Here is a 26,224-nt window from a genome sequence, read left to right as displayed (position 1 = left end):
CGCTCCGACCGATCTGCTGAGAATTGGATCGACCGCATTATGGGCATTCGAAATCAGCTTCGCCAGGCCGGCCTAGGGTCAACCGCTATCGTCAGCAAATTTTATGAAGATGTCGCATCCTCAGAGAAAAATGGCGGGCAACTCTGCCCGCCATTTCAGTTGGCGAGAAGCCGACGGTCAATTGGCGCCGCCGAGCTGCTTGGTCATCTTGCAGAAATTGTCGTGCGCTTTGGCGATGGCTTCGTCGCCGCATTCCTTCATCATCCCGGCGCGTTCGTCTTCTTTCATAGCCATCCACGCCGCTTTGAACTCGGCTTCCGACTTCATGGTCTTCATGTCGGCGTCGGTGAAGAAGGGCGCCATTTTCGCCGGATCGTCGAGTGCCGAGGTGTTGCCGGCAAGGGCCGCGCCGGTCATCATCGTTAGCGCCATCGCGCCCATGCAAAGCATCTTGATGTTCATGATCGTTTCCTCCTGATTGCTTTTGAGATCGTCCAAGCAGCGATCGAAGAAAGAAACGGACCGTTTGCGCAAAGGTTCCGCAGATTTCCATAAAGATAGAATGATATTTCCAAGGAAAGCAATTGAGGAGAAAAATCTACTGCAACGGAAGGGTCGGTGCTTCCGGGCCATGTGCTGGCCGCCAATCTCCAGCATCTGCGATTGGCGACAGATCACCATGCTCCGTTCAAAGAAAAATGGCGGGTACCTTTGCCCGCCATCTCCGACTTCGAACGGGCTGCGCTAGTTGGCGTCGCCGAGCTGCGCTTGGTCATCTTGCAGAAATTGTCGTGCGCCTTGGCAATGGCTGCATCGCCGCATTCCTTCGTCACGCTGGCGCGGTCGCCTTCCTTCATGGCCAGCTAGGCGACCATGAATTCCTTCTCGGATCTCATGGTCTTCATGCCGGCATTTAAGAAGGGCGACATTTTTGCCGGATCGTCGAGCGGCGGACTGTCGATAGGTCTGGCCGGCGCCCATCAGGCCACTCTTCAGTGTGATGCGGCGGCGGCCGATCTACGTCGGAAACGGCGACCAACCAGGACGCAAGACAAAACTGCTCAAGCCGAAATGGCAGGCTTGGGTTGTGGTTCCATTAGCGTAGACTAATAGACAGGCGTAGCCACAGCCGATCATGTCGGCGCGCCGCGCTTTGCCAGCCTGTCGGCTCCCGGGATCTCGCCAAACCAAGCGGCCTAACGCAAGCCAAAGAAGCTTAGTATTGCGAGTACGATAACGACGGCTCCGACCATCCAAATAATGCCGTTCATGACGGCTCTCCTTTATGTTGATCTACCCACATAGGGAAAACTTTTGTCATCAAATGCAAACGGGGCCGCGGCATTCTTGTTCCATCACGCTGGATTCATGGTTCGGCTGGAGGATTGCCGCCAGTCGGCATTCCAGGGCCTGTGCATAAGAAAGCCCGCGCCTCTGGCTGAGGACGCGGGCCATCGGGTACAGGCCCCGATCCCGCAGCGATATCCGGGAGATATCGCTGCCAACCCATGAACTATTTAGCAAGGCTAATGTTCCTGAACCGAGAGGTTCCGGACTCGATTGCCTTCGCCGTCTAGTACCAACGTCCACGGCCGTAAAGGCCGCCACCGCCCAGCAGAATGACGATAAGAACGATGACCAGAATTGTGGTGATATCCATATGCGCCTCCTAGAGCGCGCCCGCGGCTTTCGCCTCTTCGCCGCTCTTGGCCCTGACCAGTGCAGCAATTGTGCCTGTCAACTTCAACTAACGTTCCGCTAGGCATTCTTGTTCCAATGGACGCACCAGGCACGGGGGCCCGGCGGAGCCGCTCGCTTCCCACTCCGGGCAAACCATGCTGGAAGCAGATATCACTCGTCGGCGCGCAGCTAACCGCCAGCCAAAGCTGGGCGGGATCGTCTGGACCGGGATGCTCAGCCCCGCTTAGCTGCGACGTAGCCGGCGGTGACCTCGTCTTTGTGGGCGGCGAAGGCGGCCATGACCTCGGCCTTCTCGGGCTTCGGAACCTTGAAGAAGTCCAGGGTCCGTCCGAGTTCCGCTGCGACCTCATCGAATTCTGCAGGAGAGATCCGGAGGTCCCGGTGGGCCTCCTCAAGGCCGAGCGGCGTCGTGCCGGGCTTGGTGGCCGTGAACTTGAAGGGCCCACCAGAAACGTCGCAGACCCATAGCGTCCGCATGAACTTGAGGCCAGGCAGCCTGCCAAGGTTCTTGGTGTGCCATTTCCGCAGCTGCGAGTTCTTGGACCTCTGGCCGACGATTTTGTTCTTCACGACGGCGTCGCTGAAGTGATCCACCACCGCTGCGATGGCGAAGACGCCCCCCAGCCGCTCGTACAGGCTCTTCTCGGGTGTGGTTTGCTTGGCCTGCGCGTTATGCGCCACCGCCAACACAGCCATCGGAGCGACGGTCACCGCCAGCCCTGCGACCAACGTTCGTCTTGTGATAGAAGCCGAGACAGCCTGTGCCATCATCACCTCGCGGCAGGCTAAACGACAATCTTGAGAGATTGTTCCAGGACGAACCAAAAAGAGCCGGCGCCTTAACCATCCGGCCGTTGTGTGCCGAGGCAGCCGCTGCCGTGTCGAAGGCAAATCAGGACTGCGATTCCATGGAAATGGGTTAGGCTACGCCGCCCGCGGCAGAGAGACTCCGCGCCGAGCGACTTCTATTGGGTTCGGCCGAGCTGAAACCAAGCGACATGCTGAGTTTTCGGGATGAAATTAGTTTTCAGAAACGTTTATCGAACAGGCAAAGCTCAAAACCTAGTGTCGATGAGCAGAGACCCTCCGGCAGTGGCGCCACGGTAAACGTCTACGGCGCCAGGAGTCAGAACATGCCCGCCAGCGCCTACATCAACCGGATCGCGACTGCGGTGCCGGAGCACGAGGTCCATCAATTCTACCTGCGTTTCGCAGCCTCCATGCTTGCGGCCGATCGCCGAAGGGTTTTCGAACGTATGGCCGATCTCGCCGGCATCGAGAGCCGCTATTCCTGCTTTGCACCCGCCCTCGACCCCGAAGGACCATCTGCCGATCTTGCCGGGACTTTCGTGCGCGGTGCATTTCCTGGAACGGCTTCCAGAATGGGAATGTTTGGCGCCGCCGCGCCTGTTCTGGCGCAAAAGGGCGTCGACGCATTGCAGCTTGGCGATGACGCTTCCCGTATTACCCACCTCATCGTCACCACCTGCACCGGTTTTTACGCGCCCGGCATCGATCTGGACCTGATGGCACTATGCGGCCTGTCGAACTCGATCCAACGCACGATGATCGGCTTCATGGGGTGCTATGCGGCGATCAACGCCCTCAAGCTTTCCCGCCATATCATCCGTTCTGATCCGCAGGCCCGGGTCCTCATGGTCAACATCGAACTCTGCACGATGCATCTGCAGGAAACCAATGAACTGGAAAAGCTGCTGTCGTTTTGTCTCTGGGGCGATGGTTGCGCTGCAGCGCTCGTCACCGCGGAGCCGCATGGCATCCTGCTCGAAGACTTTCATTGTATCGTCGCGACCGAGCGGCGGCATCTGATGACCTGGAGCATTCGCGACGATGGTTTCGAGATGTACCTTTCCGGCCAGGTTCCGGCCGCTATCTCCGAAGCGTTGCAGGGCAGCAAAGATGCGATCCTGGGCGATCGGCCTGTAGAGGCGATCGATCTTTGGGCCGTTCACCCCGGCGGACGTTCCGTTCTCGACTCAGTCGAAAGGGCTCTGAAACTCGCGCCCTCCGCGCTGGCGAAATCGCGCGAGGTGTTGCGCCGATACGGAAACATGTCGTCCGCGACTTTCATGTTCGTGATGGAAGAGATGTTGAAAGCGCCATCGGGCCTTCTCGGTTGCGGCATGGCATTCGGACCCGGACTGACGGCCGAAACCATGCTTTTCCAAACCGTGTCATGAGCGGCTTGAGTCACCGTCACCTTGCGCCGGAAATCCTTGACGGACTGGCGGCCGACGATCCGCGAGCGCTTGCCTCGCGCCGCGACCTTCATCACATCAATGCGCTGATGTTTCAGCCGCAGATCATGGCGTCGATGCTCAGGAAATTCGTGCCAAAGCCGCCAAACCGCATTCTGGAGATTGGGGCCGGCGACGGCAGATTTATGCTCGCGGTAGCGCGTCGGGTGGCCAGACATTGGCCGGGCGTCAAATTGGCGATGCTCGATCGCGTCGACCTCATGACCCCGCAGCTGTGCGGTGATTTTGGCAAGTTGGGATGGAACATCGAAGGGATCACTGCCGACGTCTTCGACTGGGCAGCTAAGGTTGAGGGCAAGCAGTTCGACGCGATCACCGTCAACCTGTTTCTGCATCATTTCGACGATGCGCAGCTCGTGCGGCTATTCTCACTGATGGCGCCGAAAGCCCCGGTGCTGCTGGCGACAGAACCGCTGAGGGCGAATTTGGTGCTGGCCGCGACCCGTCTTCTCTGGGCAATCGGCGCCAACGACGTCACACGAAATGACGCGGCTCAAAGCGTGCGTGCCGGCTTTCGCGGGGCCGAGCTTTCCGATCTCTGGCGTGCGGCGAATGGCAAGCCGATCGAGGAACGGCGCGCCGGCCTTTTTTCCCACATCTTCGTCGGCGCCAGGCCGGTGCCGGTAATTGACCCATGACGGGATTATCGACCCATGACGCGATCATCATAGGCGCCGGCCCGGCGGGCACATCTGTCGCGCTGACACTGGCCCAGCGCGGATGGGCTGTGGCTATAGTGGAAAAGAGCATGTTCCCGCGCCGCAAAGTCTGCGGCGAATACATGTCGGCAAGCAATCTTGCCCTTCTGGATCAGTTCGCGGTCGGCGATGCCTGGCGCGCCAATGCCGGCCCCGAAATCCGCCGTGTTGGCTTTTTTTCTGCCGAAACCTGCGTCGCGGCGGCAATGCCCTGTGCAAAGGATGGCTTCGGCCGGGCGCTCGGCAGAGATATTCTCGACCTTCTGCTTTTGCAGGGGGCGCGATCGGCAGGCGTCGAGATCTTTCAGCCTTACCGCGCCGTCGCCATTGACCGAGATGGCGAAATGCAGATGGTGCGAATTGAAGCCAAAAACGAAAAGACGATGCTGCGTGCTCCGGTGATAGTCGCCGCACACGGTTCCTGGGAACAGGGGCCGCTGCCCAGCCAGCTCGAAAAGACAAACCGCCCGTCGGACCTGCTCGGCTTCAAGGCGCATTTCACGGGATCGACCCTGGCGCCTGATTTAATGCCTCTCCTAGCGTTTCCGGGGGGCTATGGCGGCATGGTTTGGGCGGATCATGGTCGGTTGTCGATCTCGTGCTGTATCCGGCGCGATATGCTCGCGCGGTTGCGGGAACACCATGGCCATGTGTCGGCCGCCGATGCGGTCTCTTGCCATCTCATGGAATCGTGTCGGGGCGTCAGCGATGCCCTGGAAACAGCTCACCTCGACGGTCCATGGCTTGCCGCAGGTCCGATCCGGCCGGGAATTCGCTCCTGCTACAAACGGGATATTTTCCGCGTCGGCAACGCAGCCGGAGAGTCGCATCCGATCATCGCCGAGGGCATCTCGATGGCGCTTCAGTCTGGCTGGCTACTGGCTTCGGAACTAGCAGGCGCGCCAAGCGGTCATGCAGGGCGCGAGTTTGCCCGCAGACGCTATGAGGCAGCCTGGAAAGGACTGTTTTCGACACGGGTCTACGCAGCAGCTGCTGTCGCCCAAATCGTCCTTCGCCCAGTCAGCGCCGCGCTGATGCGGGCGGCAGTGCGAAATTTCCCGCAAGCGCTGACATTGGGCGCAATGCTAAGCGGCAAGACAAAGCCGATTCCCGATCTTACCTGACGGTCGGTGCGAGATTTACCCCGAACCAGTCGCTCTTTGCCCGCTCAGCTCTCGGCTGGACGGGCTTTTTTGGGGTTGAAAAGGCTTCTCCGGCGCGGCCCGACCGTCTTAGAGGGCGACCATCCGGCCGCCGGGCCTGACCAGCGGTCTTGGAGAGAGCGTGCGTTTCCGACCACAGCTCCAGAAACCCCGCTTCGGTTTGTTGGGCGAGAGCGTGGTGCACCCTTCCACTCGCCGCGGAAAGGTGCAGGCGACCATCCACACACGGCGTGTCGGTTTGGTACATGCGACTCGACTGTTGGATGCAATGTCGCCCGTCAGTTTTGCCGCTTCATTTTTAATGGCCTCGCAAAATTCAGGAACCGCCACTCGGGCAAACACTCAAAAGGTCCAGGGGGTAGGCCAGTTGCATTTCCCTCGAATTCATTTTGTCACCCCGCCCTGCTGAAAACCACCGTGCCGTCGTCTTTGCGAACTTCCACCGCTACCATACCGTCATCCTGCTTTCGGGCGGGAAAGGTAGTAAAGACGTGGTCCCTCGCAGCTTTCTCGGCATCAAATGGCGTCTTCTCAATGATGCCCTTTTTCCCGTACCAAATCACCGTGTATCCCACCGCTGCGACGCTCCCTCTACAGGCGCTTTGATCTTGCTGGCCAGCAATTCAACGGGTGCATCCAGCCCCTTGACGGCAGCGTGAAGGGCCACTGTGGCTACGGCTGGGTGATCTTCTGGCTCACCGTTGCAGTTGGCCGGGTCGATAACAGGGAGCGGCTTCATCCGCGAACTATGCGCCTTGTCGCGAGATAGGTCCACGCCTTTAGGGGCGCGGAGTGGCGAGGCAGACACGCTCACGCATCCGCCCCGCGCGCGCCGCTTGACGATTTCAGCAGGAGGAAGATGCCCGGCGCCGGACGCGCTAACCGCGCAGTCTGGATTTCGGCTCTGGCGAGCTTTCCGCCGGGTTTCTGGCCAATTTGGCGGAACGCCGATCACTTAGCCACAGGGATTTCTTCTTTCGTGCGAGTAGTTCGTCGCGATCGCTGTCCGCGACCGCTCTGCCATGCTTCGCAGCAAACGCATAGTCGGCTCTGTTGGTCCGATAGTCTTCTTTTTGCACAGACATCGTTGCAATCTCCGAATGGCGGAGATCAACGTGGCATGGCGCCAAGCAGTTCCAAAAATCTTTCGTTAGGATGACCTTTTCACAAACGCCAACGGTCGATTGCGAAACGACGTATCCATTTGGACAGGGAACGAAAGGCCGATCACCGAATTATTACTGCATCGTAACGCAGTAACGGGAGGCTCTCATGGGACGCGGCATCTTGCTCTGGTTGCTCGGCATTCCGATTCCAATCATCATTCTCATCATGCTTTTTGCACGGTAGGAGGTTCTGTTGCAATCAACCCTATCGGCTGTCGACGTTTCCGCTTCGACGGAATCCTCTTCCACCGCCGTCAGCTGGGGGCCGATCATTGCCGGCGCCTTCGCGGCCTGCACGCTCACCTTCATTTTGATGCTGCTCGGCTCCGGCCTTGGACTGACAATGGTTTCGCCCTGGTCAGGTTCGGGGGCCTCTGTCACTACATTTGCGGTTTCCACCGCAGTCTGGCTGATTGTCGTGCAGTGGCTGTCCTCCGGCGTCGGCGGCTATCTTGCCGGACGCCTGCGCACCAAATGGGTCGGCATCCACACCGATGAAGTTTTTTTCCGTGATACGGCCCACGGCTTTCTTGCCTGGGCACTCGCCACGCTGCTCGTCGTCGGGGTCCTCGGCTCGGCACTCTCCGCGGTCATCGGCTCCGGCGTGCAGGCGGCATCGACCGTCGCTTCAGGGGCCGCCATGGGCGTTTCGGCCGGTGCAGCGGCAAACGCTGGCGGAGTGGCGGACAACGCGACATCCTATTTCGTGGATTCGCTTTTCCGGCCGGCCGATGCAACCAAGCTCGCCGCTGCCAATCCGCAAAGCGATACGGCGGCAACGGCACAGGCATCGCGCATCCTGATCGCCAGCGCCGCAGCAGGCGAGGTTTCGGCCGACGACAAGACCTATCTGTCGCAGCTGGTGGCTGCGCGCACGGGGTTGTCGGAAGCGGACGCCAAGACGCGCGTCGATGCGGTGCTTGCCAAGGTGCAGGACGCTAAGGTCAAGGCCAAGCAGGCAGCCGACATCGCCAGGAAGGCGACTGCCACCTTCGCGCTGATCGGGGCTCTCTCGCTGGTCATCGGTGCCTTCATAGCCAGTGCCGCGGCAGCACTCGGCGGCAGGCAGCGCGACGAGGAGGAAGCGGTTTTCCTGACCAGCCGCTAAAGCGGCCCACTCGATTCAAGAGAAAGCCCGGCGCGAAGTCGGGCTTTCTCAATCATCGTCGCGGCCAGCCAGGGCGACCATTGAATCGCGTTGGAGGATAACCATGAAAATCGAATCCGCTGGGGTGGCCGCAGGAGATGCAGCCACCCCTAATTCGCAAGCCGATACGCATTTGATCCGGTCTCTGGTAATCGGAATATTCATTTTCATGGCAGTCGACGCCCTGTTTTTTGCGCGTGACTTTTTCATGCCAGTTATCCTGGCGTTCCTGCTTGCGCTGACGTTGAGGCCAGTCGTTCGTTTCCTGAAAAAGCATGGCGTGCCGGAAGCTGCGTCGGCGACAATGCTCGTTCTATTGGCAGTCGGCGCGGTCGCCAGCGCGGGCTATCTCCTAAGCGACCCGATTGTCCAGTTGATCAGCAATGCGCCTTCGATCGGCCAAAAGCTGAGCGAACGGCTTTCCGACCTGAAACATCCCTTTGAACGTTTCATCGAGATTTCGCATCAGGTTGAGAGCGCTACAGATGCAACGCAGGAACCGGGCGTCCAGAAAGTGGTGGTCGCTCCGTCCGGCATTGTCTCGCAGGCAGCTGGCAACCTTCTATCGGTAGGCACCAGCATCACCATCATCTTCGTGCTGTCGCTGTTCATTCTCGCCTCCGGAACCATGATCTACGAGAAGATCATCCAGTCATTTCCCAAGCTCAGCGATAAAAAACGAGCGCTTCAGGTCGCCTATGATGTCGAGCGCGAAATCTCGCATTACCTTTTCACGGTTGCGGTCATTAACACCGGATTGGGGTCCGTTATCGCTCTCGGCCTCTGGGCGCTCGGCATGCCCAATCCCTTGCTCTGGGGGGCAGCCGCAGCCCTTCTGAACTTTCTGCCGTACATTGGTGCCCTGATCACCATCGTTCTGGTTGCAGCTATCGGGTTGATCAGCTTTGATAGTCTGCCTTACGCGCTGTTGGCTCCGGCCTTTGTGCTTCTGTGCGATGTGCTGGAAGGCCAATTTGTCACGCCGACGGTTGTCGGTCGACGCCTTGAGATCAACTCCGTGGCAATATTCATCGCCATCGCGTTCTGGTCGTGGCTGTGGGGGTTTATTGGCGCGGTCGGACGCCGAAGCCGAAGTCGCGGGCTTTCACGACGACCTTGGCCCGTTCGTCGTTGCCGCAGAGACAACACGAATGGCCATGGTTTTCACCGATGCAAAAGAACCCGGCAATCCGATCATTTTTGCCAATGACGCCTTCCTCGCGCTGACCGGATACGTCAGGGAAGAGGTGCTGGGTCAGCCCTTCAATTTCCTGATGGCGGACAGCACCGACGCCAGGGCGCTGAAACGTATCAAGGCGGAGTTCGAAGCCAATTTGGAGGCGGGTACGGAAATCCTCTACAGGCGTAAGGATGGCAGTGAATTTTGGGCGGGTCTTTTCGCCAATCCTGTCCAGGACAAGAGCGGCGCCATCGTCCAGTATTTTGCCTCCTTCGTCGATCTCACCAGACACAAGGAGGAGCAGGCGCAATCCAAGATGCTCATCGACGAACTGAACCATCGCGTGAAGAACACGCTGGCAACTGTGCAGTCGATCGTCTGGCAGGCATCGCGAGCCAATTCCGACCCGCGGGCGATCCGCGAAGCTGTCGAGTCGCGGCTGTTTGCGCTCTCCCGATCGCACAATTTGCTGACCCGTGAAAATTGGCATAGCGCCGGACTGCTCGATGTGCTCCACGATGCCCTGGAACCGTTCGGCGTCACCGACGGGCGAGCGGAGCGACTGGTGATTGCCGGCGAAAACATCCGCCTTTCGACAAAGGCGGCGCTGGCCCTTGGCATCGCGTTCAACGAACTCGCGACCAATGCGGTGAAGTACGGTGCGTTTTCCAACGACAAGGGCTCGATCCGGATCGACTGGACTATCGAGCCGATGTCGGAGGGCCGTAGGTTGATCCTGTCCTGGCGAGAGCAGGGCGGTCCGCCGGTTACGCCACCGCTGCGAAAAGGGTTCGGCTCGCGTGTAATCGAGCGCGGCTTGACCCACGAACTCGAAGGCACGGTGCAACTCGACTATCGCCCAGACGGGTTGATCTGCACGATGAACATGCCGGTACCGGGAACTCGCGATGGATAAATTGCTTTCTGGCCGACGTATGCTCGTTGTCGAGGATGAAATTCTGGTCCTGATGATGATAGAGGACATGCTCGGCGATCTTGGCTGCGAGTCCGTCACCTCAGCCGCCACGATCGGACAGGCCGTCGCCCTGATCGAAGCACAGATTTTCGATGCCGCTATGCTGGACATGAATCTGGACGGCGGCGACAGCAATACCGTGGCCGACGCGCTTGCCGAGCGCGGTGTGCCGTTCATTTACTCGACCGGCAACAGCGGTCGCGACATGCGGGAAGGCTTCAGCGACCGTGCGGTCCTTCGCAAGCCGTTCAGCTTTGATGAACTGACCAGCAAACTCGAACGCCTTCTTTCTCCCTGATCGAGAAAACAAGACTCCCTTGTTTGGTCGTCTGGCCATCGCCACCTGGCTGATAGACCTCGGACGTCGGAACTAGATAGGACGCAAGAAGGCGAGGATTTCTGCCGCGAGAGCCTCTGGCGCCTCTTCAGCTATATGGTGTCCACAGGCGAGGCCTTTCCCCTGCAAGCTTGTCGTCCACGGGCGCCATACACCGAGAACATCGCCATAAAGCCGTTCCAGATCATCGAGCATCGACCATAGAACCATGGTGGGACATTGGACTCGCCGGCCGGCCCTTCGGTCGTCCGCGTCGTGCAGATGGTCGATCGAGAGGCCTGCCCTATAATCCTCGACCATCCCATGGATGACACGAGCGTCGAAAATTGCTGCTCTGTAGTCCGCAAACGCCTCAGCGCCCATCTGATCGGCGGAGCCGCCATACCAGGCTTCGGGGTTCGCCATGATCGCCTGTTCCGGCTTGTCGGGCTGGGCAAAAAAGAACCAGTGCCACCACTCGGCGGCGAAGCGGGCGTCGCATCGCTCGAGTGCTTCCAGGATGGGAACGCCGTCAATAACGATGAGATGCGTTACCGCGGACGGGTGATCCATCGCCGTCCGGAAAGCGGTGTAGCTTCCGCGATCGTGCCCGGCGACGGCAAAGCGGTCAAAACCCAGATGGCGCATGAGCGCGACACAGTCTCTCGCCTTGGCGCGCTTGGATGAACCCGCATGATCGTGGCTGTCCTCGGGAATCGACGACTGCCCAAAACCGCGGAGATCTGGGCAAACCACCGTATGGTTTTCTGCGAGAAGCGGCGCAACACGGTGCCAGGTGGCATGTGTACGTGGGTGGCCATGCAGAAGCAGGACCGGTGGTCCTGAACCGCCGTGCCTGACCCGAAGCGTCGCCTCGGGCAGCTGGATTGTCTCAAGTCGAAAACCTTCGAACATCAAGGTGCTAACCTTGGCTGTGGTCGGAGGTTCCACATCTGATCGGAACCTTCGCCTGTCGTCGAAGGTTTGTGTACCAAACTGGGCGGGCGGAAAGAGGCCGAAGTCGAGCCAGACTATCCGTCATGCGAGGCACAAATGGCCTACACGAACGGGGGCATACCCCAAGACGACCCTTATGGAGCAATCTACTTTGCAAAGAAGTACGGCCTCACGGTGAGAGACGCCAAGTTCATCATCGCCGCGAATGGACCATCGCGAAGGACGTGTGATGCTGCAGCTGCTGCATTCGTGCGGAATAAAGCCGCGAGGTTCAGGAAGTGGCTTCGCTGATTGTGCCAAGACCGATGCATCGGCTTTGGCCGTCTGCGTTCAGAACTCAGCTATTCCTTCGATATCAACACAGATGCTGGCTGACGCTCATGCAGGGCGATGAGCCTGTCAGGGCCAAGTTCAGATACTGGGCGGCAATGTCGCACCTGACACGTAAAGGGCCGAAGTCCTTGGTGATCCGTCGTGCCTGGGCCTGCGTGCTTCCTGGCGAAATAGGCTGTTTCGTAGGGTTTTTGCACAGCGGTCAGCGCCATCTTTTCTTGTTATCGACCGGCAGAGGACGAACAGCCCCGGAAGAGAACGTGTATGTGGCAAAAGGATCCGGCTTGTGAGCGGGATGCCCATATCCAAATCGACCGCCGAAATCGCCTTCAGCATCCTGATGTTGGGATGGCAATTCGGGCGGCGTACGGACTGAACCGGTGTGGTCGTGATCTTCCGTTCCGAGCGTGCCAGGTTTTTTCATGCAGCTAAAGAAATCGTCAGGCCAGTTGGTTCCTTGATGAACCCGGACATGGTTTCTGAAACCTTTCCAGCCGAGGTGCGAGGCCAGCGGTTCCGTTGGGCTGGTCATGCCTGATAGGTCCATTGGAACAAGAATGCCGCGCGGAACGTTGATGGATGTCAAAGTGACAGGAACAATTCATGCCCTACAGGGCAAGAGCGGCGAACGGCGAACGCGGCCGTGCGCGCTCAGGAGGTACATATGGATATCACCACAATTCTGGTCATAGTTCTTATTGTCATTCTGCTGGGTGGTGGCGGTTTTTACGGTCGCGGACGCTGGTACTAGGTCCCCGTGATGGATTATCAGCACAACAGCATTGTGGAGGCTCGCTGGCTTCTTGCCGTTCCTCTGTCGCTTGTTCTTGCGGTCCTTTTGGCCGGCTTCGTCCTTGCCTGAACCGCGTCAGTCGATAAGTCACCTTCGAGGCTTTCAGGAGCCTTAGCTGGGCTAAAGAGTTATGGGTTGGCAGTGATATCTCCCGGATGCTGCTCGATCGGGACCCGTACCCCAGGGGCTCGCGTCCTCCGCCAGAGGCGCGGGCTTTTTCGTTTCGTGCTGGAACAGGCCTGATCTGCTCGACCAGTTGAAGGACGATCTTTTCGACCTATAGCCAGGCTGCCCACTGGGGCGCTGCGGCGACGATCCAGACGACTTAGCCGGCTCCTGCTTGACTGAATACAACCGTGCCATCGTCCTTGCGAACTTCCACCGCTACGATGCGGTCGTTCCGCTTTCGAGCAAGAAATGTCGCCAGCGCGTGATCTCTTGCGGCTTTCTCGGCATCGAAGGGCGTCTTCTCAACGATGCCCTCTTTCCCGTACCAAATCACCATATAGGCCACCGCTGGGACGCTCCCTTCTCCATTCGCCCGCAGCGTCGCCTCGGGCAGCTGGATTGTCTCAAGTCGAAAACCTTCGAACATCAAGGTGCTAAACCTTTGCGGTCGGAAGTTCCATATCCAACATCAGGCTTGCGCCCGCCGGCGGCAGTCAGTGCCGCCTTGATCTGCGGTCCGATTTTGTCTCCTACTCCGTTACCGAGCGCCATGACGCCCGTCGCCGGCCGTGCGATCAGGTCGATGTCCATGATCCCGCCATCAGAGTTGAAGCGGATGAGGTGCGCGCCTTTCATCTGGATGTCGCCGACGTGCGCGGAGAATTCGAGCATGGCGCTGTCGCCGCCCGCCATCTGGCGCTCATATTTGAAGTCTTCGAAAACCCCCGCCGCGGTCCGGACCAGAAGGCACACCAGATCGTGTCCCGGGTAGGGGTGCCATTCGACTGGCGAATGGTAGACCGCCTCGGCGGCAATGACAGAGTCCAGGTCGCCAAAGTCACCACTTGCGATCATGGCGAGCCACTTCCTCAAGGTTGTCCGCGCTGCCGAATCCAGTGGCGCCGTCGTGTCATTGGGAATGTCGCGGCCTGACGGGATTGAAGGCTCGCTATGCGAAGACTTCGTTCCAGTGGACATGGCCAATTCTTCCTTCCGTTTGAGAATAAGATGGGATTCCTCATTTCACCAATGAGGACGGCCCAATCCATGCCACAAGGTATCGGGCATTCCACTAAAAGTATCGTCCGTTGCGTGTCCGTGATTTGAGCCTGCGGCGGCTAGGAGACGTCGAGGCTGAGGGGCGGTAGCCGGCTGCCGTCCATAGCAACACTTGATAAACGCCGCTCCGGCGTTTTTGTATCATCTGTAAAAAGCGAACGAACGGCCCGCCTTGTGAAAGGGCGAGCCGTTCTTCTTGGATTTGTCATTCCCTGACGGCTGGGTAGGGTCAACTTGGCCTGCTGCCTCTCCACTGAACCGGCAGCAGGCCAGAGAGACGACTCCGGCGGGCTTTTTTTTGCGCGACTTCGATAAACCACGGATGATCCTGCGATTGTAGGCCTATCTTCCAGCAGCCGAGATGTGCAACTCGGCTTAACGATCGATCTCTCCGAACACGATGTCGAGCGAACCAATGATCGCGGAGACATCGGCGATCATGTGGCCTCGACACAAGAAATCCATTGCCTGCAGATGGGCGAAGGAGGGTGCTCGGATCTTGCACCGGTACGGAACATTGCTGCCATCGGAAATCAGATATACGCCGAACTCACCCTTCGGTGCTTCGACCGCAGCGTATACCTCTCCGGCGGGCACGTGATGCCCTTCCGTGTAAAGTTTGAAATGATGGATCGTCGCTTCCATCGAGCGTTTCATCTCGGCACGCGACGGTGGCGTGATCTTTTGATTTGGAAGTGCGACCGGGCCCCGGCCTTCCGGCGACCGTAATTTTTCCAGGCATTGCTTCATGATCCGCACAGACTGGCGCATTTCCTCCATTCGGACGAGATAGCGGTCATAGCAGTCCCCGTTCTTGCCGATGGGAATGTCGAAATCCATCTCGGGGTAACATTCATATGGCTGCGCCTTGCGCAAATCCCAGGCCGCGCCCGATCCGCGTATCATCACGCCGGAGAAGCCCCAAGCCCAGGCACCGTCAAGACCGATCACGCCGATATCGACGTTGCGTTGCTTGAAGATGCGGTTGTCTGTGAGCAGCACTTCGAGATTGTCGCAGACCTTGAGGAACGGGTCACAGAAATCCCAGATGTCGTCCAGAAGCTTCGGAGGCAGATCCTGATGCACGCCGCCGACCCGGAAATAATTCGCGTGCATGCGGGCGCCGGAAGCGCGCTCGTAGAAGACCATCAGCTTCTCGCGCTCGGCAAAACCCCAGAGCGGCGGGGTCAGCGCGCCGATATCCATGGCTTGCGTCGTCACATTGAGAAGGTGCGACAGAAGCCGGCCGATTTCGCAAAAAAGGACACGGATGAGCTGTCCGCGCCGCGGAACCGATATTTCGAGCAGCTTCTCGACGGCGAGGCAGAATGCATGCTCCTGATTCATCGGCGCGACGTAGTCGAGCCGGTCGAAATAGGGCAGGGCCTGCAGATAGTTCTTGTGCTCTATGAGCTTCTCGGTCCCGCGATGGAGCAGGCCGATATGCGGATCGACGCGCTTGACGACCTCGCCATCGAGTTCAAGCACGAGCCGCAAGACACCATGCGCGGCCGGATGCTGCGGTCCGAAATTGATGGTGAAGTTGCGAATTGCGGCCTCGGCCATGGCAATCCTTCCGGCCTCGTAGTTCGCAGTCGATCTCGAATGCCCGATGCAAAGTGCGGCGCCTGACCGGCGATCAAATCAAGTCGTCGTCTGGGCCATCGTCACCGATGTTGGCAGCGACCACATGCGACGAATCCAGCCCGACCGCTGCCGACACCGACACCGACACGGCAGGTGGCGTCGCATCGATCGAACTTTGCAGGATATACTACTCTTCCGAGCTCGTTTGGGTAATCACGGCATCGACCTCCGATCTAATTTCCGGAGGCAAATCCTCGATGTCGATGACCGCTACGCTCGTGAAGCCTGGTCACACAAAGTTGGCGGAGCCTGGGTTACATCTGGGGGAAGTTGCGCGCCCGGGGATTGAGCGTAAACTGGCGACGCCACGCCGAGTGCCAAAAGGACGGCGATTGTCGTCAGCATGCGCATGATCTTTCCGTTCGTTTGCTCAAAGGAGGATCATCTTGATGGCAACAAAGAGTATCCCTTAGTTGTGGCCCTCGGCTGCCACAGATGTGCCCAATGGTGAAAGCCGTGCCTCGGAGCTGTTGCCTTGGACATGTAAATCGTGAGACCGGTAATTTTGCTGTGGTAGTGTCTACAGGGATTGGCAGCAAGGTCCGATCCAACACGGTCGTTTTCGTCATGGACGCGACGATCGAATGGATTACCTCGATCAAGGGGCGGAATTTACCCCAGCAAAATTACCGGTCTCCCCCCGAGGATGGGCCGAACGCCTTGCCAGGAAACTCAGGCTCCGATGAGATAGCAGGGCTCCGAAAGCTCACGGCTTCGGAGCAGGTAAGGTACCGATCCGCATCGGCGCCACCCCATTCACCGCACGGGCGCCAACCGGCCCCCGGTTATCCCTCCACTTGGACTTCTTTCCATGCTCGTTGCGCAGATTAGCGACTTCCATGTCCATCCCGTTGGCCAAATGGTATATGCTGGCATCGACACCAATGCCATGACGCGGCGCGCCATTGCCACGATCGCTGCCCTGGACCCTGTTCCCGATTGCGTCCTCGTCACGGGCGATCTTGCCGATAGCGGGGGCCTGGACGAGTACGCTCTCGTGGTTGATATCTTGTCCCGCCTGGCAATGCCGGTATTCGTCATTCCGGGCAATCACGACCGGCGCGAGACGATGCGCGACGGCCTCGCCGCGGCCTATCCCTATCTGCGCCAAGCTGAGGATTTTCTGCATTACGTTGTCGAGGATTTTCCAGTTCGGCTCATCGGCCTCGACACGGTGGTGCCGGGAAAGGTCGGCGGTGCTATCTGCGCCGCACGAGCGGCTTGGTTTGCCGATCGTCTCGCTGAAGGCGACGGTCGCCCGACGCTGGTCTTCATGCATCACCCACCCTTCGTTACCGGTGTCAGCGGGATGGACGCGACGATGTGCCGAACCGACAGCGCATTCGCGGGGCTTGTCGAAAGCCATCCTGAAATTGAATGCGTGGTCGCCGGCCATCACCATCGCCCCATCACCCGTCGCTGGGCCGGCACCGTCGGCTTCGTTGTGCCCGGAGTGGCGCATCAGCTGGCGCTTGATCTTCGCCCGGGCCAGCCCATCCGATTTATCCTCGAGCCTCCGGGCTTTGCGCTCCACGCCTGGTCGCCCGAGACCGGCTTGGTCTCGCATGTCGCGCCAATCGGCGACTACGGACCGAGTCGCGATTTTTAGCTTTATTCCGGTTGTCCGTGGAAGCTCGAGAAATGAGCCGCTACTGCTGGCCTCGGCGGAAGCGGAGGCCGGAACGCGCATCCAAACAGCGCAGTAGTGACGGTCCGGAGGCGGCGTAAATGCAACGGAAGCGCCGCGCCAGCTGTGCCGGCGTTCGCCCTCGCCTCGCCAGCAGCACGAATAGCGTGCTGGCTCGCCCAGGTTCGGTCATCGTCAATCATCAGATCACGCACGATCAGCACGGGAAGGAGCCGGTGAGCGACAGCGCAGGGTTCGGCGTCGTTTTGGCCTTCGGCCTATTGGTGCTCAACTGGCTGGCGATCCGCTATATCGGTGTTGTCGCCTGGCTGGCGAGCTTCTGATGCGTACGCCGTTCCACCCCCCGGTGCGAGGAACGGGAGAGCACCAAGGACGGCGACGAAATAGCAGGGCGGTACAACCCGCCCCAACCGAAGCCGCGTTCTCGACGACATGGTTACCGTGACAAGACGAACAGGGTATAAGGCTATCAGGCAGCAGACTGGTTGAGGAACGCCCCACCGTCATGAAGCCGATGAACGAAGAGCACCTCGCGGTTCTACGCAGGCACATGGTCGAGGTGATTGCAATCCATGCCGACCTTGCAAGCGAAGAACTCGGCAAGGCGACGCTCGATGAGCGGGTGATGGCAGCGATGCGGCGGGTGCCGCGGCATCGCTTCGTGCCAACCCCGTTTGCGCCTTATGCCTACGAGGACATGCCGCTGCCGATCGGCTTCGACAAAACCGTCTCGCAGCCCTTCATCGTCGCTCTCATGACCGATCTCCTTGCTCCCCAACCGCACGAGGCAGTGCTCGAGGTCGGCACCGGCCTGGGCTACCAAACCGCAATCCTCGCGGAACTCGCCGGGCAAGTTTGGAGCGTCGAAATCATCGAGGAATTCGCAAGCTATGCCGAGTCTCTCCTGCAGGGCCTCGGCTCCTCCAATGTCGGCATTCGTGTCGGAGACGGGTCTCGTGGCTGGCCTGAGCACGCCCCATTCGACAAGATCCTGGTCACGGTGGCGGCTGAGCCGACCCCGCCGGCTTTGCTTGAGCAGCTCAAGCCAGGGGGACGCCTGGTTCTGCCTGTGGGATCTGAAAAAGTACAGTTGCTGACTGTCATCGACAAGGATGCGGCAGGGCAACTCAAGACTCGGAAACTCATCCCAGTTCGGTTCAGTCGGCTCGAAACGGTCTAATGAGGGGTGCGGCTGCGCGGAGCCGTGCTGGAAGATCAGGATAACGCGCGCCGCATCGATCACACGGGCGCTGGATGGCATCGCCGATCTTTTGACATCCATGCCGCAACGCTACTCGTCGAGCACGCTTGGCGGCAGCTGACTGCTCAGTCTCTAAAGGTTGAAGGAAGGGACACCTGATTGGCTGTTTCGCTGGTTCGGCTACCATCCTGACGACGCACAGGCTGGACCGTTTTTGAGATGGCTTCCGCTCAATTTGTTGGAGGACCGGTCCTTGGATCGCGCGCAATCCGCAACACTCCGCCATCGGGCCGGGTAACTTCGATAGGGTTTCGACACGGACAAACTGCAATCCTACGGAGTAGCCAGGCGCCAGGTCGTGCCGGAAGTCGTACACTGGAGCCACAAGGGCCTTCGGCGGTTTCGAAGCTAAACTGCCACTCCCTTGATCCCGCCGCCGCCCAGCCAGCAATGGAGCCGGGCTACTCCAGCACAGACTCTGCCCGTCGGTCACCTCGATCGGCACGGACTCCAGACCAACATCGTTGAGCAGCCGCGCATTTGACCGCGTTCGCCAAATTAATGGCCGGATCTTTGAGAAGCCTCCACATCTGCGTGAACGAAGCCCTCCAGGCATCATCGTGATTGGACTTCATGATCCGTTGGAGTCACCCTGGCTGCAGGCATACGAAGGATATGGGTGGACCAACTATCGTCCGAATAGGAGGCCAACATGAAGCACCAAACGATCGAGCAACTGCAGATCGTCGCCGAGATCGATCAGGCCTACCCGCGCCAGGCCATGTCGCGCAGCGAACGTCTTGAACGCTGGGCAGAGCTCCTCGAACGGAACCCTGACCGGCGTCTCTCGACACTGCCTCAGACCGAGTATCAGCCGGTTAGAGCACGCGGGGCCATGCGCGGCGACGGCTCGCCGATCTCAGTCGCTTTCGAGGATCCTGTCCTGCGCGCCGCCGGGTTGGAAAACGACAACTACGGCGAAGCGAAGCGGTTCTTCGAACTGACCGACAGGCAATTGCATGAGATCATCTGCTATTGTCATTTTGGCGCAACGGTGACCGCCGCAACGGCCGCCCGACACATCCGTGCGGTGCGTACCGGGAGACAGCCCGGCATGTTCGCTCGGTTGCGCGACGCGTTCGTCGGATAAAGCCAGCGCCGTTTCGCAGCATCATTTTTGAAGCGGCTCGCATGGAAGCCTCCGCCGCAGCGCAGGCAAGCGCTCCCCACGCGGGAAGGCTGCGTTGCATGAAGGATGGTGCGGTCATGATTATCCAAGGTCCTTTTCGAGAGCGGCGTCGAGGTCTGCCGGGCTGAGCTGCACCATCTGTTGCGCCGAACTCTGCAGGGCGATTGCCGGCAGGTGAATGAACGCGCCGACGCGTCGCCAGGCAAGCCTGGAAAATTTGGCACTCCTATCATTCGAGTGCCAAAGGGGCTATGTTAAGTGTTGCAGTCGCTCTATGTGCGGCGGCAGAAAGAACCCCCAATGAAATTCCGACCACTCCACGACCGCGTCGTCATTCGGGGCGCTGAAGGCGAAAACAAATCCAAGGGCGGAATCATCATTCCCGACACCGCCAAGGAAAAGCCTCAGGAAGGCGAAGTGATCGCCGTCGGCCCGGGCTCACGTGATGAGAGCGGCAAGCTGATCCCGCTCGACGTCAAGGCCGGCGATCTCATCCTGTTCGGCAAATGGTCCGGCACGGAGGTCAAGATCGACGGCGAGGATCTCCTGATCATGAAGGAGAGCGACATTATGGGCATCGTCGAGAAGACCAAAGCGGCCAAGAAAGCCGCCTGACCGGGCGATTTGCGCTCTCCTAATTTCTAGACTGAACTGGACGTAAAATCATGTCTGCCAAGGAAATCAAATTCGCTACCGATGCCCGCGACCGGATGCTGCGCGGTGTCGAGATCCTCAACAATGCGGTGAAGGTGACCCTCGGCCCCAAAGGCCGCAATGTCATCATTGACCGCGCCTATGGCGCGCCGCGCATCACCAAGGACGGGGTCGCCGTCGCTAAGGAAATCGAGCTTTCCGACAAGTTCGAGAACATGGGCGCGCAAATGGTGCGCGAAGTGGCCTCGAAGACCAACGACCTTGCCGGTGACGGCACCACCACCGCCACGGTGCTGGCCGCCTCCATCCTGCGCGAGGGCGCCAAATTCGTTGCCGCGGGCATGAACCCGATGGATCTCAAGCGCGGCATCGATCTTGCTGTGGCTGCCGTGGTGAAGGACGTTCAAGCCCGGGCCAGGAAAGTCAAATCTTCGGATGAGATCGCCCAGGTTGGCACGATCGCCGCCAATGGCGACGCGTCGGTCGGCGCAATGATCGCCAAGGCGATGAACAAGGTCGGCAATGAGGGCGTGATCACCGTCGAGGAGGCCAAGACCGCCGAGACCGAACTCGATGTCGTCGAAGGCATGCAATTCGACCGTGGCTATCTTTCTCCCTATTTCGTCACCAATGCCGACAAGATGCGCGCGGAGCTGGAGGATCCCTACATCCTCATTCACGAGAAGAAACTCGGAAATCTGCAGGCGATGCTGCCGATCCTTGAAGCCGTGGTGCAAAGCGGCAAGCCGCTGCTGATCATCTCCGAGGACGTCGAAGGCGAAGCGCTGGCGACCCTTGTGGTCAACAAGCTGCGCGGCGGCCTGAAGGTCGCGGCCGTCAAGGCGCCGGGCTTCGGCGACCGTCGCAAGGCCATGCTGGAAGACATTGCGGTGCTCACCGCCGGCCAGATGATTTCCGAGGATCTCGGCATCAAGCTCGAGAACGTCACCATCGACATGCTCGGGCGGGCTAAGCGCGTGCTCGTCGAAAAGGACACGACCACGATCATCGACGGCGCCGGCGAAAAAGCCACCATCCAGGCGCGTGTCCAGCAGATCAAGTTGCATATCGAGGAAACCACCTCCGACTACGACAAGGAGAAACTCCAGGAGCGGCTGGCGAAGCTGGCTGGCGGCGTTGCCGTCATTCGCGTCGGCGGCGCGACCGAGACGGAAGTCAAAGAAAAGAAGGACCGCATCGACGACGCGCTGAACGCCACGCGTGCGGCGGTGGAAGAAGGCATCGTTCCCGGAGGCGGTGTGGCGCTGCTGCGCGCCAGGTCGGCGCTTAACGGGCTGACGGGAGCCAATGCCGATGTGACGGCCGGCATTTCGATCGTGCTGAGGGCGCTCGAAGCGCCGATCCGCCAGATCGCCGAGAATTCCGGCGTCGAAGGCTCGATCGTCGTTGGGAAACTCATGGACAGCAAGGATCACAATCAAGGTTTCGATGCTCAGACCGAACTCTACGTCGACATGATCAAGGCCGGTATCGTCGACCCCGCCAAGGTCGTTCGGACGGCCCTGCAGGATGCCGGCTCGATTGCTGCGCTCCTGATCACCGCTGAAGCAATGATTGCGAACATGCCGCAGAAGGATGCGCCCGCTATGGGTGGCGCAGGAGGTATGGGCGGAATGGGCGGAATGGACTACTGAGCGGCGCCTGAAACTATAGCCGGGACGCCGGAAGGCCAGCGACGCGGGCACATGCGAGCCGATATCTCGGCGATCATCGGTTCGCTTGACATCGTGTTCGGGGAGATCGATCGATAGGTGACGGAGCAGTTAGGCGACAGGGCCAGCGCCTGCCGTTACGGCGAGTCAGGATATCGTTGCATCATCGGCGTTCCAAGCCGCGTCGAACGCGACCGGTCGATTGATGACATTGCTGACGGCAGAACCAGCGAGTGTGCGCGTCACGGAAGCTGGAAAGCAGCGGTCGTTCAATTGCGGAATTCGGATGGAATTGTATCGACTCCGACTATCCTTGCACACCCTGCAAAGCTGCGCCGATGGCGCTTGCAAGGACGACACGAAAACACCACCTATAGACTGATAGCGAACAAGCTGGAAACGTCGGTTCAAGTCCGACGGCCCCGACCAAATCGGGGTTTCGTCTAGGGTAGGACACCACACTTGGTAAACGCCGCTCCCTTCCGGTCGAGCGGCGTTTTCGTATCTTCTGTAAAAAGGCAACAAACGGCCCGCATTGTGGAAAGGCTAGCCTTGTAGCGCTGGCTAGTGCGTCCACAACTCGAACTTGATCAGGACTCGCATAAGCTGCCTGTCTGTCTCGTCACTTTCGCCATTTCCAGGTGACATCGGTGAGCGTTGCGAACTGGCTTGGCAATACCGTCTGAGCGGCAAGCGATGCGAGATTCCTCCGCTTGATAAGCGCTGACTAACAGGTTGTTTGCAATCTTTGAGGGGATGCCGAAGCCCCTGAGGCCTGCGAAGTCGGAGCCTGTCAGCGATCATGATGCACGGTGCCCAACCTCGGCAATTCTGAAGTGTCCGCATCAAGCATTTGTTGTCAGCAGACCGTGCGCGCGGTCTGAAATAAAGGAACTCGAACGCTGCACCAGTGCCGCCCGCAGCACTTGAAACCATGCCCGGGTCTTCCATGTAATACGCAATAGCGCACAACTTTCCGAATGAGGAAGCGCCGGCAGATGAGTCTGCTCCACACCAGCAATTCAACAGAGCATCGCCGTGCCGACCATCGTTGGCCGGCAGCGTTAACAACAGAGCGTTTTCCTCTTCGTTGTCAGACGAAGGGAGATACACAATGGCAAAGGTCGTTTGCGTCCTCTATGACGATCCGGTCGACGGTTATCCGACAAAATATGCGCGGGACGGCCTGCCAAAGCTCGACCGCTATCCCGGCGGCCAGACACTTCCCACGCCGAAGGCCATCGACTTTGAACCGGGGGTCTTGCTCGGTAGCGCGTCGGGCGAACTCGGCCTGAGGAAATTTCTCGAAAGCGCGGGCCACAGCCTGATAGTGACCTCGGACAAGGACGGTCCCGACAGCATTTTTGAACGCGAGCTCGTTGACGCCGAAATCGTGATCTCGCAGCCGTTCTGGCCGGCATATCTGACTGAAGAACGAATAGCCAAGGCAAGCAGACTGAGGCTTGCGATCACCGCCGGCATCGGATCCGACCATGTCGATCTTCAGGCCGCCATGGACCGCGGCATCACGGTCGCCGAGGTGACTTACTGCAATTCGATCAGCGTGTCCGAGCATGTGGTCATGATGATCCTGGGGCTCGTGCGCAACTACATCCCGTCCTACCAGTGGGTCGTGAAAGGCGGCTGGAATATCGCCGACTGCGTCGCACGCTCCTACGATATCGAGGGAATGCAGATCGGAACCGTCGGTGCCGGCCGGATCGGCAGCGCGGTGTTGCGCCGGCTGAAGCCGTTCGACGTCAAGTTGCACTACACCGATCGCCACCGCCTGCCTGAGGCGGTCGAGAAAGAACTTGGCGTCACCTTCCACCAGGATCCCGCATCCATGGTCGGCGTCTGCGACGTGGTCACGATCAATGCACCTCTGCATCCGGAGACGGAAAACCTCTTTGACGAGACGATGATCGCCAGGATGAAACGCGGCGCCTATCTGGTGAACACGGCGCGCGGCAAGATCTGCAATCGTGACGCCATCGCCCGCGCGCTGGAGAGTGGCCAACTCGCTGGCTATGCCGGCGACGTCTGGTTCCCGCAGCCGGCTCCCAAGGACCATCCGTGGCGATCGATGCCGCATCACGGCATGACGCCGCACATCTCAGGATCGTCGCTCTCCGCCCAGGCGCGCTACGCCGCGGGCACCCGCGAAATTCTCGAATGCTGGTTCGAAGGCCGGCCGATCCGTGAGGAATATCTGATCGTCGACGGCGGCAAGCTCGCCGGCGCCGGCGCGCATTCCTACAGCGCCGGCGACGCCACCCGCGGTTCGGAAGAGGCAGCACGCTTCAAGGCCAGGAGTGATCCGCGCTAGATCGATTTCCGCTGCGCTCGACTCGGACGAGAACAAGACAAGGGTGACGTGGGGGTAGATCGACATGGGTTCTGCTGCCAAGGTTGACGAAAAGACCAAGGCCGAACTCAAGAAAAATTGGACGATGATGCTGGCCGGTTTGAAAAAGTCCGCTAAAGAAGATTGATGTGTCCGTGCCTCTGATTAGCGTTAACACGCTAGGGCGGAGCGGTTGGACGGGGACTCATCCCAACCGAAACAAGTCAGCTTCCGCGCATTCTCAAATTTCGTTGACTGACATGTCTTCCCGATGTGTCGCGATCTGCCATCTATTCCCCCGCGCATCCCACATCATCGCTCGTCGGTCGCCATGTGGCGTGTCCTTAGGTTCCTCAATCGACTCTCCGCCCGCACCGATTGCACGCCGGTACGTTTCGTCAGTGTCTTCTACATACACATAGAGGAAAGCCGGCATTGCTTCGCGTTCGCCATCGCCGCTGACCATCACGATAGGGTCGCCAATCTTCATCCCTGCCGGCGCCCCAGTCCGGTACTCGCCGGTCGCGTCGAATACGGTTTTGAGAAATTCAACCAAGCCCCTGACGTCGTCGGTGACGATTCTCGGCGTGACGGTGCGCCAGCCATCGGGCTGAATTTGACCATTTGCTCACCCTATCAGTCAGCCACGACAGTTTCATGAGGGGCGAGGGGTTAGCAATGCTGCGCCCGTAGGCTCTGCACGTTACCGGCGGATCGGCGCGATTGGCGCTGCAGTCGTTCCTCGAGGGATCCTAAGCTTTCTGCCGCAAGTCGAACAAGACCGCGTGCTCGGGCTATAGGGCCGGGTTCGGTCCTCAGGGCGCTTACCCACGTAGGAACAGATGAATTTCCTGACCGGGATGTTCAGTGGAAGGGTAGGGAGACCCATTGGCCGTGAAACCGCGAGCCGGCAAGATTCGCCGCATGGCGGCATTATTGCTGCGTGTTGTAGCGAACACGGCTGATCCGCTTGCGAATGACAGCGCCGCGTCGACGAGACGCCAGCCCAATTTATGACGGCGATGGCTTTCTGCGACGACTACATACCCTAGTTCGACTGGGTAGGCGGCGGCGTCCGCATTTGATTTCGACTTGGCAAAGACGGCGGTTCGATAGTCCGGCTCTGGATTTTTAATCGCCGCAGTTCCGACCAGCTTCTTACCGTCATAAAGCATGACTAGGCCCCGCGCACCCTTGATGCGTTCAAGCAGCCCATAGTGGGAAACTTCGCCCTCCGAAACAACCAACTTGACAAAGGCATCGAGTTCTTTGTCGGAATATCCATGCGGGGGCCTGGCGGTCAACGAACTGAGATGTTGCATTGCTTGAGCATAGGTCACTCAGATTGAGGTCGCAAATTCATCGACACGGGCGGGCCGAGAGCGAGGCAATTTTCAGGCGTGAATTGCGCGCCGGCGCTCGCGGTCTCTCTCGGCGAGGCCCTCCGCGCCGCCGGGCTGCCCTAGTAACGGTGCAATTTACGATGCTTGCACAACCGGACAGCAGCGAACGTCTCCTTGTGGGCGCATCACGGTCACCGGTCCTTTGATCCGAAGGTCTGCTTTCCACCCCTTGCAGACGGTCAGACTAGTTCTGAGCAAGAGCCGACTGAAAGTCTTTGGTGTTGTTGCGATTGGGATAGGACTGGTCCGGTACTGACACGCCAAGATGCAGGCAGAGCGGCTCCCATCCGTCGCCCAGATTGTGGACCAGCAGCCGACCCGGCGGTACTGTCGCAATGACCGCCCTTACATTGGCTTCGTAGACGGCTATGGCGTTGGCGCGATCGTGCGGCCGGCCGCCGAAGACTTGCCTGGAGATCAACGCAAGACCCAGCGACTCCTGATCCGTGCTCTGGCTGATGCCTGCCAGGATCGTGTTCTCGAAGCTTTTCCACCAGCTTTCCGGCGATCGGTATGTCAGGATAAC

Annotated in this window: 27 protein-coding genes and 1 pseudogene; 16 read left to right on the top strand and 12 right to left on the bottom strand. The window is 59.4% G+C overall.

The window, feature by feature from the left end:
* Positions 1 to 177: 177 nt before the first annotated feature.
* The 4 genes from ACFFNA_RS27565 to ACFFNA_RS27555 all read right to left on the bottom strand — a co-directional run bounded on the left by ACFFNA_RS27565 (position 178) and on the right by ACFFNA_RS27555 (position 2,469).
* A complete protein-coding gene (locus tag ACFFNA_RS27565) occupies positions 178 to 462 on the bottom strand; it encodes a hypothetical protein (RefSeq protein WP_111545950.1) in 285 nt (94 codons plus the stop codon).
* A gap of 212 nt (positions 463 to 674) precedes the next feature.
* Positions 675 to 857 (bottom strand): hypothetical protein, encoded by a 183-nt coding sequence (locus ACFFNA_RS27560; RefSeq protein WP_208647114.1) that lies wholly within the window; start codon positions 855 to 857, stop codon positions 675 to 677.
* A 160-nt stretch (positions 858 to 1,017) separates the two neighbouring features.
* Complete coding sequence (locus ACFFNA_RS41305; protein ID WP_425374409.1) at positions 1,018 to 1,257, bottom strand: DUF7546 family protein; 240 nt, start codon at positions 1,255 to 1,257, stop codon at positions 1,018 to 1,020.
* A 657-nt stretch (positions 1,258 to 1,914) separates the two neighbouring features.
* The gene (locus ACFFNA_RS27555) at positions 1,915 to 2,469 is read right to left on the bottom strand and encodes a group I truncated hemoglobin (protein ID WP_111545951.1); all 555 of its coding nucleotides are present in this window, start codon (positions 2,467 to 2,469) and stop codon (positions 1,915 to 1,917) included.
* 200 nt (positions 2,470 to 2,669) lie between these two features.
* Between ACFFNA_RS27555 and ACFFNA_RS27550 the strand changes: the two genes are divergently transcribed.
* From ACFFNA_RS27550 to ACFFNA_RS27520, 7 genes are all read left to right on the top strand, one after another.
* Positions 2,670 to 3,902: a type III polyketide synthase gene (locus tag ACFFNA_RS27550; protein ID WP_378923111.1), complete on the top strand. Its 1,233-nt coding sequence runs from the start codon at positions 2,670 to 2,672 to the stop codon at positions 3,900 to 3,902.
* On the top strand, positions 3,899 to 4,618 hold the full coding sequence (locus ACFFNA_RS27545) for a class I SAM-dependent methyltransferase (protein ID WP_111545936.1): 720 nt from the start codon (positions 3,899 to 3,901) through the stop codon (positions 4,616 to 4,618). The genes ACFFNA_RS27550 and ACFFNA_RS27545 overlap by 4 nt, the downstream gene beginning before the upstream one ends.
* Positions 4,615 to 5,802 carry an NAD(P)/FAD-dependent oxidoreductase gene (locus tag ACFFNA_RS27540; protein ID WP_111545937.1) on the top strand — a complete coding sequence of 396 codons (1,188 nt, stop codon included), beginning with the start codon at positions 4,615 to 4,617 and terminating at the stop codon, positions 5,800 to 5,802. The genes ACFFNA_RS27545 and ACFFNA_RS27540 overlap by 4 nt, the downstream gene beginning before the upstream one ends.
* A gap of 1,398 nt (positions 5,803 to 7,200) precedes the next feature.
* A complete protein-coding gene (locus tag ACFFNA_RS27535; protein WP_378923110.1) occupies positions 7,201 to 8,115 on the top strand; it encodes a hypothetical protein in 915 nt (304 codons plus the stop codon).
* 103 nt (positions 8,116 to 8,218) lie between these two features.
* The gene (locus tag ACFFNA_RS27530; protein WP_378923109.1) at positions 8,219 to 9,364 is read left to right on the top strand and encodes an AI-2E family transporter; all 1,146 of its coding nucleotides are present in this window, start codon (positions 8,219 to 8,221) and stop codon (positions 9,362 to 9,364) included.
* Positions 9,312 to 10,250, top strand: coding sequence for an HWE histidine kinase domain-containing protein (locus ACFFNA_RS27525; RefSeq protein ID WP_378923108.1), 939 nt, complete (start codon positions 9,312 to 9,314; stop codon positions 10,248 to 10,250). The genes ACFFNA_RS27530 and ACFFNA_RS27525 overlap by 53 nt, the downstream gene beginning before the upstream one ends.
* Positions 10,243 to 10,608 carry a response regulator gene (locus ACFFNA_RS27520; RefSeq protein WP_378923107.1) on the top strand — a complete coding sequence of 122 codons (366 nt, stop codon included), beginning with the start codon at positions 10,243 to 10,245 and terminating at the stop codon, positions 10,606 to 10,608. Before ACFFNA_RS27525 ends, ACFFNA_RS27520 begins: the two co-directional genes overlap by 8 nt.
* Before the next feature lie 72 nt (positions 10,609 to 10,680).
* Here the strand turns inward: ACFFNA_RS27520 and ACFFNA_RS27515 are convergent, their stop codons facing one another.
* Complete coding sequence (locus ACFFNA_RS27515) at positions 10,681 to 11,541, bottom strand: alpha/beta hydrolase (protein WP_378923106.1); 861 nt, start codon at positions 11,539 to 11,541, stop codon at positions 10,681 to 10,683.
* 138 nt (positions 11,542 to 11,679) lie between these two features.
* Here ACFFNA_RS27515 and ACFFNA_RS27510 point away from each other — a divergent pair, with 138 nt between their 5' ends.
* A complete protein-coding gene (locus tag ACFFNA_RS27510; protein ID WP_378923105.1) occupies positions 11,680 to 11,874 on the top strand; it encodes a hypothetical protein in 195 nt (64 codons plus the stop codon).
* A gap of 244 nt (positions 11,875 to 12,118) precedes the next feature.
* Here the strand turns inward: ACFFNA_RS27510 and ACFFNA_RS27505 are convergent, their stop codons facing one another.
* From ACFFNA_RS27505 to ACFFNA_RS27490, 4 genes are all read right to left on the bottom strand, one after another.
* Positions 12,119 to 12,448, bottom strand: coding sequence for a hypothetical protein (locus ACFFNA_RS27505; protein WP_378923104.1), 330 nt, complete (start codon positions 12,446 to 12,448; stop codon positions 12,119 to 12,121).
* 586 nt (positions 12,449 to 13,034) lie between these two features.
* Positions 13,035 to 13,304, bottom strand: a complete 270-nt coding sequence (locus ACFFNA_RS27500; protein WP_378923103.1) for a hypothetical protein — start codon at positions 13,302 to 13,304, stop codon at positions 13,035 to 13,037.
* Positions 13,304 to 13,855 carry a nuclear transport factor 2 family protein gene (locus tag ACFFNA_RS27495; protein WP_378923819.1) on the bottom strand — a complete coding sequence of 184 codons (552 nt, stop codon included), beginning with the start codon at positions 13,853 to 13,855 and terminating at the stop codon, positions 13,304 to 13,306. The genes ACFFNA_RS27500 and ACFFNA_RS27495 overlap by 1 nt, the downstream gene beginning before the upstream one ends.
* A gap of 456 nt (positions 13,856 to 14,311) precedes the next feature.
* Positions 14,312 to 15,502 (bottom strand): NADH-quinone oxidoreductase subunit D, encoded by a 1,191-nt coding sequence (locus tag ACFFNA_RS27490; protein WP_378923102.1) that lies wholly within the window; start codon positions 15,500 to 15,502, stop codon positions 14,312 to 14,314.
* An 892-nt stretch (positions 15,503 to 16,394) separates the two neighbouring features.
* Between ACFFNA_RS27490 and ACFFNA_RS27485 the strand changes: the two genes are divergently transcribed.
* From ACFFNA_RS27485 to ACFFNA_RS27450, 8 genes and pseudogenes are all read left to right on the top strand, one after another.
* Positions 16,395 to 17,192, top strand: a complete 798-nt coding sequence (locus tag ACFFNA_RS27485; protein WP_136621989.1) for a phosphodiesterase — start codon at positions 16,395 to 16,397, stop codon at positions 17,190 to 17,192.
* Positions 17,193 to 17,311: 119 nt separating this feature from the next.
* On the top strand, positions 17,312 to 17,554 hold the full coding sequence (locus ACFFNA_RS27480) for a hypothetical protein (RefSeq protein WP_378923101.1): 243 nt from the start codon (positions 17,312 to 17,314) through the stop codon (positions 17,552 to 17,554).
* Positions 17,555 to 17,736: 182 nt separating this feature from the next.
* Positions 17,737 to 18,411 carry a protein-L-isoaspartate(D-aspartate) O-methyltransferase gene (locus tag ACFFNA_RS27475; RefSeq protein ID WP_378923100.1) on the top strand — a complete coding sequence of 225 codons (675 nt, stop codon included), beginning with the start codon at positions 17,737 to 17,739 and terminating at the stop codon, positions 18,409 to 18,411.
* Between the two features lie 733 nt (positions 18,412 to 19,144).
* Entirely contained in the window at positions 19,145 to 19,582 is a 438-nt protein-coding gene (locus ACFFNA_RS27470) for a hypothetical protein (RefSeq protein WP_183452182.1), read from the top strand.
* Between the two features lie 339 nt (positions 19,583 to 19,921).
* The gene (gene groES / locus ACFFNA_RS27465) at positions 19,922 to 20,236 is read left to right on the top strand and encodes a co-chaperone GroES (protein WP_378923099.1); all 315 of its coding nucleotides are present in this window, start codon (positions 19,922 to 19,924) and stop codon (positions 20,234 to 20,236) included.
* Positions 20,237 to 20,286: 50 nt separating this feature from the next.
* Positions 20,287 to 21,930 (top strand): chaperonin GroEL, encoded by a 1,644-nt coding sequence (gene groL / locus ACFFNA_RS27460; protein WP_378923098.1) that lies wholly within the window; start codon positions 20,287 to 20,289, stop codon positions 21,928 to 21,930.
* 42 nt (positions 21,931 to 21,972) lie between these two features.
* A pseudogene (locus ACFFNA_RS27455) lies at positions 21,973 to 22,047 on the top strand (NADH-quinone oxidoreductase subunit D-related protein); the annotation flags it as partial.
* Positions 22,048 to 23,062: 1,015 nt separating this feature from the next.
* Complete coding sequence (locus ACFFNA_RS27450; RefSeq protein ID WP_378923097.1) at positions 23,063 to 24,277, top strand: NAD-dependent formate dehydrogenase; 1,215 nt, start codon at positions 23,063 to 23,065, stop codon at positions 24,275 to 24,277.
* A gap of 259 nt (positions 24,278 to 24,536) precedes the next feature.
* Here ACFFNA_RS27450 and ACFFNA_RS27445 read toward each other — a convergent pair whose 3' ends face one another.
* From ACFFNA_RS27445 to ACFFNA_RS27435, 3 genes are all read right to left on the bottom strand, one after another.
* Positions 24,537 to 24,851: a VOC family protein gene (locus tag ACFFNA_RS27445; RefSeq protein WP_378923096.1), complete on the bottom strand. Its 315-nt coding sequence runs from the start codon at positions 24,849 to 24,851 to the stop codon at positions 24,537 to 24,539.
* 268 nt (positions 24,852 to 25,119) lie between these two features.
* A complete protein-coding gene (locus tag ACFFNA_RS27440) occupies positions 25,120 to 25,635 on the bottom strand; it encodes a GNAT family N-acetyltransferase (protein ID WP_378923095.1) in 516 nt (171 codons plus the stop codon).
* Between the two features lie 247 nt (positions 25,636 to 25,882).
* Positions 25,883 to 26,224, bottom strand: a 342-nt coding sequence (locus ACFFNA_RS27435) for a sulfotransferase family protein (protein WP_378923094.1), incomplete at its 5' end; no start/stop codon positions are given.

Source organism: Mesorhizobium kowhaii (assembly GCF_042431665.1).
In the GTDB taxonomy this organism is placed as follows: domain Bacteria; phylum Pseudomonadota; class Alphaproteobacteria; order Rhizobiales; family Rhizobiaceae; genus Mesorhizobium; species Mesorhizobium kowhaii.
The sequence above is the reverse complement of the archived record's forward strand: the minus strand, read 5'-3'. Positions and strand labels throughout refer to the sequence as shown.